The 10,197-nt window shown below is 62.8% G+C and carries 7 protein-coding genes; 6 read left to right on the forward strand and 1 reads right to left on the reverse strand.

Annotated elements, in window-relative coordinates; translation table 11 throughout:
- Positions 1-332: 332 nt before the first annotated feature.
- Complete coding sequence (rho, locus tag NKH12_RS28600) at positions 333-1,598, forward strand: transcription termination factor Rho (protein ID WP_027153631.1); 1,266 nt, start codon at positions 333-335, stop codon at positions 1,596-1,598.
- Positions 1,599-1,908: 310 nt separating this feature from the next.
- On the opposite strand, the gene NKH12_RS28605 is transcribed toward rho, so the two are convergent.
- Positions 1,909-3,924, reverse strand: coding sequence for a thioredoxin domain-containing protein (locus NKH12_RS28605; RefSeq protein WP_352956210.1), 2,016 nt, complete (start codon positions 3,922-3,924; stop codon positions 1,909-1,911).
- A 53-nt stretch (positions 3,925-3,977) separates the two neighbouring features.
- Here NKH12_RS28605 and mnmE point away from each other — a divergent pair, with 53 nt between their 5' ends.
- The 5 genes from mnmE to NKH12_RS28630 all read left to right on the forward strand — a co-directional run bounded on the left by mnmE (position 3,978) and on the right by NKH12_RS28630 (position 9,864).
- The gene (mnmE, locus tag NKH12_RS28610; RefSeq protein ID WP_352956211.1) at positions 3,978-5,300 is read left to right on the forward strand and encodes a tRNA uridine-5-carboxymethylaminomethyl(34) synthesis GTPase MnmE; all 1,323 of its coding nucleotides are present in this window, start codon (positions 3,978-3,980) and stop codon (positions 5,298-5,300) included.
- Between the two features lie 284 nt (positions 5,301-5,584).
- Positions 5,585-7,459, forward strand: coding sequence for a tRNA uridine-5-carboxymethylaminomethyl(34) synthesis enzyme MnmG (mnmG, locus tag NKH12_RS28615; protein WP_352956212.1), 1,875 nt, complete (start codon positions 5,585-5,587; stop codon positions 7,457-7,459).
- Positions 7,456-8,112, forward strand: coding sequence for a 16S rRNA (guanine(527)-N(7))-methyltransferase RsmG (rsmG, locus tag NKH12_RS28620; RefSeq protein WP_352956213.1), 657 nt, complete (start codon positions 7,456-7,458; stop codon positions 8,110-8,112). The genes mnmG and rsmG overlap by 4 nt, the downstream gene beginning before the upstream one ends.
- 17 nt (positions 8,113-8,129) lie before the next feature.
- Complete coding sequence (locus NKH12_RS28625; RefSeq protein ID WP_352956214.1) at positions 8,130-8,930, forward strand: ParA family protein; 801 nt, start codon at positions 8,130-8,132, stop codon at positions 8,928-8,930.
- Positions 8,931-8,979: 49 nt separating this feature from the next.
- On the forward strand, positions 8,980-9,864 hold the full coding sequence (locus NKH12_RS28630) for a ParB/RepB/Spo0J family partition protein (protein ID WP_352956215.1): 885 nt from the start codon (positions 8,980-8,982) through the stop codon (positions 9,862-9,864).
- The last annotated feature ends 333 nt before the right edge of the window (positions 9,865-10,197 follow it).

Genomic DNA, 10,197 nt, shown 5'->3' on the forward strand with positions numbered 1-10,197 from the left:
CTCTCGCCAAACCATCGCCGGTCCTCCCGGCGGACAAGAAAACTGTCACCCATGCAATCGGTCCATTCTGTTACCTATCTATCCGGTTCGGACAAGCGCCCCTCTCCCCGTCACCATACGGGGAGAGGATGCCGGCAGGCAGGTGAGGGGCAGCGCAAACCTGAAGCGATTGGCCTGACAAAAGGCGGCTTGCTCTTTCACTCGACCGACGATAAAAGACGGGTCTTCCTTCCCGTCATGCGCCGCCCATTCATCGCTTCGGCCGCGCCCGGCATTTGTCGCATCCCGCCGATATTTTTCCCAATGCTTACTCACTCAGAGTCCGTCTAATGATGCAAGAAATGAAACTCACAGAGTTCAAGAACAAGAAACCGCCAGAGCTGATCGCTTATGCCGAATCGCTCGAGGTCGAGAACGCCAGCGTGATGCGCAAGCAGGAGTTGATGTTCGCGATCCTGAAGCGGCTGGCGACCCAGGATATCGAGATCATCGGTGACGGCGTCGTCGAAGTGCTGCAGGACGGATTTGGCTTCCTGCGCTCGGCCAATGCCAATTATCTGCCGGGTCCGGACGATATTTATATTTCGCCGTCGCAGATCCGCCGGTTCTCGCTGAAGACCGGCGATACGGTTGAAGGCCCGATCCGCAGCCCGAAAGAGGGCGAACGCTATTTCGCGCTGCTCAAGGTCAACACGATCAATTTCGACGACCCGGAAAAGATCCGTCACAAGATCCATTTCGACAATCTGACGCCGCTTTACCCGACCTCGCGGCTGAAGATGGAAATGGACGTTCCGACCTCGAAGGACATCTCGGCCCGCGTCATCGACCTGGTGGCGCCGCTCGGTAAAGGCCAGCGCGCCCTGATCGTGGCACAGCCGCGCACCGGCAAGACGGTGCTCTTGCAGAACATCGCCCATTCGATCACCACCAATCATCCGGAATGCTATCTGATCGTGCTCTTGATCGACGAGCGGCCGGAGGAAGTCACCGACATGCAGCGCTCGGTGAAGGGCGAGGTCGTCTCCTCGACCTTCGACGAGCCGGCGGTGCGCCACGTCCAGGTCGCCGAAATGGTGATCGAGAAGGCCAAGCGCCTGGTCGAGCACGGGCGCGACGTCGTCATCCTGCTGGATTCGATCACCCGCCTCGGCCGCGCCTACAACACCGTGGTGCCGTCATCCGGCAAGGTGCTGACCGGCGGTGTCGACGCCAATGCGCTGCAGCGGCCGAAGCGCTTCTTCGGCGCAGCCCGCAACATCGAGGAAGGCGGCTCGCTGACCATCATCGCCACCGCGCTGATCGATACCGGCAGCCGCATGGACGAGGTCATCTTCGAAGAGTTCAAGGGCACCGGCAACTCGGAAATCGTGCTCGACCGCAAGGTGGCGGACAAGCGCATCTACCCGGCCATGGACATCCTCAAGTCAGGCACCCGCAAGGAAGACCTGCTGGTCGCCCGCCAGGACCTGCAGAAGATCTTCGTGCTGCGCCGCATCCTGGCGCCGATGGGCACAACCGACGCCATCGAGTTCCTGATCGACAAGCTCAAGCAGACCAAGACCAATGCGGATTTCTTCGATTCGATGAACACGTAGGGAATTGGGGCGGGTTCCCTTGCCCTCGCCGAGGTCTTTTTTGCCCGGTAGCGTGACGACGGTACGAAAGCTCACAGCAAATCGCAGAAATCTGCGCTGCCCCTCATTGCCCTGCCGGGCATTTCTCCCCGTTTACGGGGAGAAAGAGGCTGGTCGCAACGTCGGCACCTTTTCTTGCAACGCTGGTGGTTGGCGAAACCGCCGATGAGATCGTCCCTCGCCCCGTTTACGGGGAGAGGATGCCGGCAGGCAGGTGAGGGGCAGCGCTAAGCTTCGGGGTGTAAGGCGATCTACCCTTATCTGCCCTTCGCTATCGCCGGCGCAAAAGATGTTCCAGCTCCTCAGCATCCGTTATCACCGGCAGGCAGACCTGCCCCGTGCACAGCCAGGCGCCGGGCTTGTCGGTTGGTGGCAGAAGGCCGCCTGGCAGTATCGGCAGGTTCGTTGCCGAGCCGACCGGCACGATGATGTCGATCCGGCGCGGGTCCGGATTTCGATTCGCAACCGGAACAAGCCCAGGATTCTCCGGGTCGTCCACCAGCACCAATTTTAACGGCTCGATTGCCAAGGCACAGGCGTTGACGACACCTGCCTGGCCATAGGCCTGATGCGCCGCACGGCCGGCCGCGTGTTCGGCGACCTTCCAGGTCTTTTCCTGCAGTTCGAGATCGCCGGAAAGCGAGGACAACCGGACCATGGCCTCGATGATCTGGCCGGTAGCTGACGGGATGGCCTCGTCGACATCGCCCCTGATGCGGATCGGCACGTCGGCACTGTCCGACGCGGTGAGATAGTAGCCGGTGTTGTTCTCATCGCTATGCCATTGGTCGAGCTGCGCGATGAATTGGCCGGCCAGCTCGGCATAGCTCGATGTACCGGTGGCCTCGAACAAGGAGATCGCGGCGTTGGCCATGGCGGCGCAGTCGCTCGACAGCGCAGGAAAAAGCTTCTTTGCGCCAAGCATCGAATGCGGCAAGCGGTCGTCTCGAGCAGCGCTGGCAATCGCAGCAAAGGCTTGTTCCGCCGCCTCGATCCAGTCGATCCGTTTCAGGGCGCGCCCGGCTTCGGCGAGAGCCGCGATCACCAGACCGTTCCAATCGGTCAGTTTTTTTCCGTCACGCCCGGGTCTGACGCGCTGCTCCCTGGCTGCCAGCAATTTTTCTTTCAGCGGGATCAGCCGATCGCGATCGGTGGCGCTTTGCGTTTGCTGGGTTTCGGTCTGGTGGATGATCGGCTTGCCTTCCCAGCCATGCGGGCTGGAAAGCGTGAAGTATTGGAAAAACAAGGGTGATTCGTCGCCGAGAGTGGTTTCGATCTCATCCCTGCTCCAGGTGTAGAACAGCCCCTCCTCGCCTTCGCTGTCGGCGTCGAGGCTGGCGGCGAAGGCACCATCGACGCGCATCTCGCGCAAGAGCCAGTCGATCGTCTCTTCGATTCGTACCCGGAACAATTCATTGCCGGTCGCGGCATAGGCCCAATTGCACAGCCGGATGAGCTGGGCGTTGTCGTAGAGCATTTTTTCGAAATGCGGCACCAGCCACTCGGCGTCGGTCGAATAGCGGCTCAGCCCGCCGCCGATATGGTCATAGATGCCGCCCGCCAGCATCTTCTCGAGGCTGAGCAGGACGGCGTTGCGGTGAGAAGTGGCGCCATCGCGCAGCCAGGACAGCCAGAGCGTCTGCATGAACGGGCCGTTGGGGAATTTGGGCGCGCCGCGCAGTCCGCCCAGCTCACGGTCGATCATGCCGTCGATGCCGTTGGCGAGCGTCGCGAGCGTGTCGCGGTCGAGCACGGCCTTGGCATGCGTGCCCGCCAGCCGCGCCTCGACATGCGTGGTCAGGCCGTCGGCGCTTTGGTTAACGCTTTCTTTCTTCTCCCGCCACGCCTTGTCGACCGCCTCCAGCACCTGGACGAAGCCCGGGCGGCCGTAACGGGCTTCGCGCGGAAAATAGGTGCCGCCCCAGAAAGGCTTTCCGTCCGGCGTCAGGAACATGGTCAGCGGCCATCCGCCCTGTTCGCCCATCGAGGACAGTGCGGCCATATAGATCTGGTCGATGTCCGGCCGCTCCTCGCGATCGACCTTGATATTGACGAAGAGACGGTTCATGACGGCGGCGACGTCGTCGTTCTCGAAGCTTTCGTGCGCCATGACATGGCACCAGTGGCAGGCGGCGTAGCCGACCGAGAGCAGGATTGGCCGCTCGAGCGCCTTTGCTTCGGCGAGCGACGCCGGCGACCATGGCCGCCAATGCACCGGGTTGCCGCTATGCTGCTGCAGATAGGGGCTGGCCTCTTCGGCAAGCAGGTTTTGCGCGGGCAATGTCACGGTCGGGCACTCGATGAACAAGCGAAGCTAGGGCGGTTGTGCTAGGTCGGCAAATGATTTCAGGTGATTCCATAGTTGCCCTGTCGAGCGGCCGCCTGCCCGCCGGTGTAGCCGTGATCCGCATTTCCGGCCCGCAAAGTCGATTCGTGCTCGTAACGATTGCCGGCTCAATGGTCAAAGACCGTGTTGCCGCCTATCGCAAGTTCAGGGCGCTGGACGGGTCGGTGCTCGACAGCGGCCTGGTTGTTTTCTTTGCCGGTCCGAACAGCTTTACTGGCGAGGATATTGCCGAGTTCCACGTCCATGGCGGACGCGCCGTCGTGGTGCGGATGCTCGAGACGATTGCCGGCTTCGATGGGGTCCGGCATGCCGAACCGGGCGAGTTCACCCGCCGCGCCTTTCTCAACGGCAAGGTCGATCTGGTCGAGACTGAAGCGCTGGCCGATCTCGTCAACGCTGAAACCGAGGCTCAGCGACGCTTTGCCGTGCAGAATGCCGAGGGTGCACAGAGCGAGCTTTATCTCGGCTGGCGCCGTCGGCTCATTCATGCGCGGGCGATGATCGAAGCCGAAATCGATTTTGCCGACGAAGACGATGTGCCGGGTTCCGTTGCGGAGACGGTCTGGTCGGACGTCCGCGTGATAATCGACGAGATCGAGCGTCATGTCCAAGGGTTCCGGGCGGCCGAAATCATCCGCGACGGGTTCGAGGTCGTCATCCTCGGCGCGCCGAACGCCGGCAAGTCAAGCCTGTTCAACGCATTGGCCCGGCGCGAGGCGGCGATCGTGACGGAAGAGCCCGGCACCACCCGCGATCTGCTCGAAGTGGTGCTGGATCTGGAGGGGATGCGCGTCAGAATAACCGATACCGCCGGTCTGCGAGAGACGCCCGGCAGGATCGAGGCCATCGGCATCGAAAGGGCGAGGAGCAAGGCCGGGACCGCCGATTTGTTGCTGGTGCTGGAAGATATGGTGGAGCCGGTCCCGATCGGGGCAATACCGGCCGGCGTCCTGGCCTTGAGGATCGGGACGAAGGTCGATTTGCTGCAGGGTAAATCGCTTGTGTCGCGCTACGACGCGGTGATCTCGACCAGGGACGGCAGCGGGCTGGCGGAATTGCTGGCGGAGATCGGCCGCCGCGCCGCCGCGCAGATCGGCCGGGCCGGCGATATCCTGCCGTCGCGGCTGCGCCATGTCGAGCTCCTCGATGAAACCAAGCGCTTCCTGCTTGCGGCAGTGACCGAGGATAAGCGCGGACAGGAGTTGCGGGCCGAGGAATTGCGCCTGGCAGCGGACAGGCTTGGCCGCATTGTCGGAGCCGTCGACGTCGAGGACATGCTCGACGTTATCTTCGCGCAGTTCTGTATCGGAAAATGACTCACGTGAAACATTGAGACGGAAGGCGTGCCGTGATTCACGTGAAACAACACGCGGTCTGCTCGAAGGCTTGTTTCACGTGAAACGATCCGCTGGGCAATGCGGAGCGTCGCGAAGCGGAGCGCAGACCCTAGGATCCATGCCGTGACAGCAGCCGAAGAGCACAGCGATTCAGTGATCTCACCGTCTATCCCGGCAAATTCAACCTGAGCAATTGGCCAGCGTTCTTGACAGCGCGTGCCTCCGGCGACATGTGTCGGTCAACCTGAATCTGGAATACTGAAATGACCGATCACTATGATGTGGTTGTGGTGGGCGGCGGCCATGCCGGTTGCGAGGCGGCCAGCGCTGCCGCGCGCGCCGGCGCGAGAACGGCACTGGTGACGCTGCGCTTCGATACGATCGGCGTCATGTCCTGCAACCCGGCGATCGGCGGGCTCGGCAAGGGGCATCTGGTTCGCGAGATCGACGCCATGGACGGGCTGATGGGGCGCGTTGCCGATGCGGCCGGCATCCAGTTCCGCCTGCTCAACCGCCGCAAAGGACCTGCGGTGCGCGGGCCGCGGACGCAAGCGGACAGAAAACTCTATCGGCTTGCCATGCAGCAGGCGATTCGCGAGCAGGCCGGCCTTGGGGTGGTCGAGGGCGAAGTTCTGGATTTCGAAATCGACAATGGACGCATCGCGGCCGTGCTGCTGGCGGGTGGCCGCCGGCTTGCCTGCGGCGCGGTGGTACTGACCACCGGCACTTTCCTGCGCGGGCTGATCCATATCGGCGAGAAGAAGATCGTTGCCGGCCGCATGAACGAGCAGGCCAGCCTCGGCCTGTCGGCGACGATGAGTCGTGCCGGCTTCAAGCTCGGAAGGCTGAAGACCGGCACGCCGCCGCGGCTGGATGGCCGGACCATCGATTGGGCCTCGCTGGAAAGCCAGGCGGCGGATGACGACCCGGTGCCGTTCTCGCTGTTAACCGACCGCATCGACAACCCGCAGATCCATTGCGGCATCACGCGTACGACGGCGGCGACACATGAGCTGATCCGCGCTAATCTCGGCCGTTCGGCCATGTATTCCGGCTCGATCGAAGGCGTGGGGCCGCGTTATTGCCCGTCCATCGAGGACAAGATCGTCAAGTTCGGCGACCGCGAGGGTCACCAGATTTTCCTGGAACCGGAAGGGCTGGACGACGACACTGTTTACCCCAACGGCATTTCGACCTCGCTGCCCGAGGATGTGCAGCTCGACATTCTGAAGACCATTCCGGGATTGGAGCATGCTGCCATGCTGCAGCCCGGCTATGCCATCGAGTATGACCATGTCGATCCGCGCGAGCTCAAGCCGACGCTGGAAACCGAGCGGATCGCCGGTCTTTTCCTGGCCGGGCAGATCAACGGCACCACCGGCTACGAGGAGGCCGGCGCGCAAGGGCTGCTCGCTGGCATCAACGCCGCGCGCCAGGCATCGGCAAGCGATCCGATCGTGCTCAGCCGCACCGAGGCCTATATCGGGGTGATGGTCGACGATTTGACCAGCCGCGGTGTCGCCGAGCCCTACCGCATGTTCACCTCACGGGCCGAGTTCCGGCTGTCGCTGCGGGCCGACAATGCCGATGAGCGGCTGACTCCGCTGGCCATGAAGCTCGGGATCGCCTCGCAGGAGCGGATGCAGCGGTTCAACGATGTCGTGCAGGCCCTTGAAAAGGCGAGGGACATTGCGCTTGGCACGATCATGACTCCCAACGAAGCGGCGCGCCATGGGCTCGAGATCAACAGAGACGGTGTGCGCCGTTCCGCTTACGAGTTGCTGGCCTATCCCGCGGTCGATGTCGCCTGGCTGACCCGAATCGCGCCGGAGTTCGCGGCAATCGACGCCAAGACGGCCGAACGCCTCGAAACGGAGGCGAAATATTCCGTCTATCTCGACCGCCAGCAAGCTGACGTTACGCAGATCAGGCATGAAGAGAGCCGGCTGATCCCGGCTTCGCTCGATTTTGCTGCTGTTCCCGGCCTGTCCAACGAACTGAAGCAGAAGATGCTGGCACGCCAGCCGCGTTCCATAGCCGATGCCCAGCGGATGGAAGGCATGACGCCGGCAGCGCTGGCGATCATTGTCGTGCATGTCCGCAACGCCGAGGCTACGGCGCGAAGGAATGTTGCGTGAGCGCTGCCTCGTGGGCGAGCCTGCAAGAGGCTGCCGGTCCGGTTTCACGTGAAACATTCGAACGCCTGGTCGCGTTCGAGACGGTCTTCCAGAAATGGAACCGCCGGATAAACCTGGCGGCGCAATCGACGCAGGACGATGTCTGGCGCCGCCACATCCTCGACAGCGCGCAGCTGGCACGAATCAAGCCGGGCGCGAAGCGCTGGGTCGATCTCGGCTCTGGCGGCGGGTTTCCCGGTCTTGTGCTTGCCTTTCTGCTTGCCGAGCGTGACGGCGCCAGCATCGATCTGGTTGAAAGCAACCGGAAAAAAGCATCGTTCCTGCAAGCCGTCGTCGGGCAATTCAACCTGCCCGCCCGCATCATTGCGCGGCGCATCGATGACGCCTATCCGCTTGTTTCGACGCCGCAAATCGTCACCGCCAGGGCGCTGGCGTCGCTTCCGGTGTTGCTCGAGTTGTCGGCGCCGTGGCTGACGGCCGGCGCGTGCGCCCTGTTCCACAAAGGCCGGGATTACCGCGCCGAAGTGGCAGAAAGCGCTCAACGATGGTCGTTCGATCTGGTAGAACATGCCAGCGCGACCGACGCTCATGGCGTCATCCTCGAACTGTCTGATTTTGCGCCAACTGACTTGAGATCGGCGACCTCGGAATGAATTTCTGGCATAGACCCATGATGAAGAATGGCCCCCGAATCATCACCGTAGCCAACCAGAAGGGCGGCGTCGGCAAGACGACGACGGCCATCAATCTGGCCACGGCTCTGGCGGCGATCGGCGAAAAGGTGCTGATCGTCGACCTCGATCCTCAAGGCAATGCCTCGACCGGCCTTGGCATCGACCGCAAGGACCGTACCGTCTCGTCCTATGACGTGCTGACCGGTGAGCTGGAACTGGAAGCAGCGGCGATCCCGACGGCGGTGCCGGGCCTGTCGATCGTGCCGTCGACACTCGACTTGCTCGGCATCGAGATGGAGATCGCTTCCGCACCCGACCGGGTGCTCAAGCTGCGCAATGCGCTACGGGCCGCGAGCGAGCGTGGCGCGCCCTTCGGCTATGTGCTGATCGATTGCCCGCCATCGCTCAATCTCCTGACCCTGAACTCGATGGCGGCGGCCGATTCGGTGCTGGTGCCGCTGCAATGCGAGTTCTTTGCGCTCGAGGGCCTGAGCCAACTGCTGGAGACGGTCGAGCAGGTCCGCCGCTCTATCAATCCCGACCTGACGATCCAGGGCATCGTGCTGACCATGTTCGACGGGCGCAACAACCTCGCCAACCAGGTGGTGCAGGACGTGCGCGCGCATATGGGCGACAAAGTCTACGAAACCGTGATTCCGCGCAACGTGCGTGTCTCCGAGGCGCCGTCCTACGGCAAGCCGGCGATCCTCTACGACCTCAAATGCTCGGGCAGCCAGGCCTATCTGCAGCTTGCCTCCGAGGTGATCCGCCGCGAGCGCAAACTGCGCGCCGCCTGATGCTGCCGCCAAAGAAGCTGATTCGATACCGAAACGATCTGGACAGACGATGAGCGAAGACCTTTCAAGAAAAAGACTGGGGCGGGGACTGGCGGCGCTGATCGGCGAAATCGAACGTCCGGCAGCAGTGGAAAAGCAGGGCGTGAACGCCGACGGCAAGGTGCCGATCGAGTTCTTGAGTCCGAACCCGAAAAACCCGCGCCGGCATTTCGGCGACGCCGATCTCACCGATCTTGCCCAGTCGATCCGCGAACATGGCGTGGTGCAGCCGGTGGTGGCACGGCCGTCGCCGACGCAAGCTGGCCGCTACGAGATCATCGCCGGCGAGCGGCGCTGGCGCGCCGCGCAGCGCGCCGGGCTGAGCGAGATTCCGATCATCGTGCGCGACGTCAACGATCGCACCGCGCTCGAACTGGCGATCATCGAAAACGTCCAGCGCACCGACCTCAACCCGGTCGAGGAGGCGATGGGCTATCAGCAGCTGATCGACGATCACGGCTACACCCAGGCCGATCTCGGTCAGGTGATCGGCAAGAGTCGCAGCCATGTCGCCAACACGCTCAGGCTCTTGAAGCTGCCCGAGGTGATCCGCGACATGCTGGTCGACGGCGCGCTGTCGGCCGGCCACGCCCGCACATTGGTGACGGCGCAGGATCCGGCGGGCCTGGCCAAGCGGATCGTCGAGGGGGGGCTTTCGGTGCGCCAGGCCGAAGCGCTGGCGCAGATGCCGGCCGGCGCTCCAACTGTTAAGCGACAGCCTGCGGAACCGGCGCAAAAGGATGCCGATACGCTGGCGCTGGAAAAACTGATGACTGACACGATCGGCATGATCGTCACGATCGAGCATAAGGAGCGCGGCGGCGTGCTGCGCGTCGCTTATCGGACACTGGACCAGCTCGATGAGCTCTGCCGGCGGTTGAAGCAGGAGCGGTAGAGGCTTGAGGTACCCATGTCTTTAGCCGGCAAATAATCTTCTGGCTTAGGATTAAGCAGGGCCGAGGCGGACATCTTCGTCCTGGTAAGACAACGGGGGCTGGCTATTGCCAGCCCTTCCTTTTTTGAGCGCTGGTGATTGGCGAAATCGCTGAAGCTGTCAATCTCCCCCCTTGAGGGGGAGATGGCCGGCAGGCCAGAAGGGGTCGTCTCACATCAAGCGCCGGGCACCTTGCGGAAGCGAAGAAGGTGTCGGCGTCCTACGCGCTGCGACCCCCTCTGTCGCCTTCGGCGACATCTCCCCCTCGAGGGGGGAGATCAGCTACGCTGCGCC

Origin of the sequence: Mesorhizobium sp. M1322 (assembly GCF_040318085.1) — a bacterium.
Lineage (GTDB): Bacteria > Pseudomonadota > Alphaproteobacteria > Rhizobiales > Rhizobiaceae > Mesorhizobium.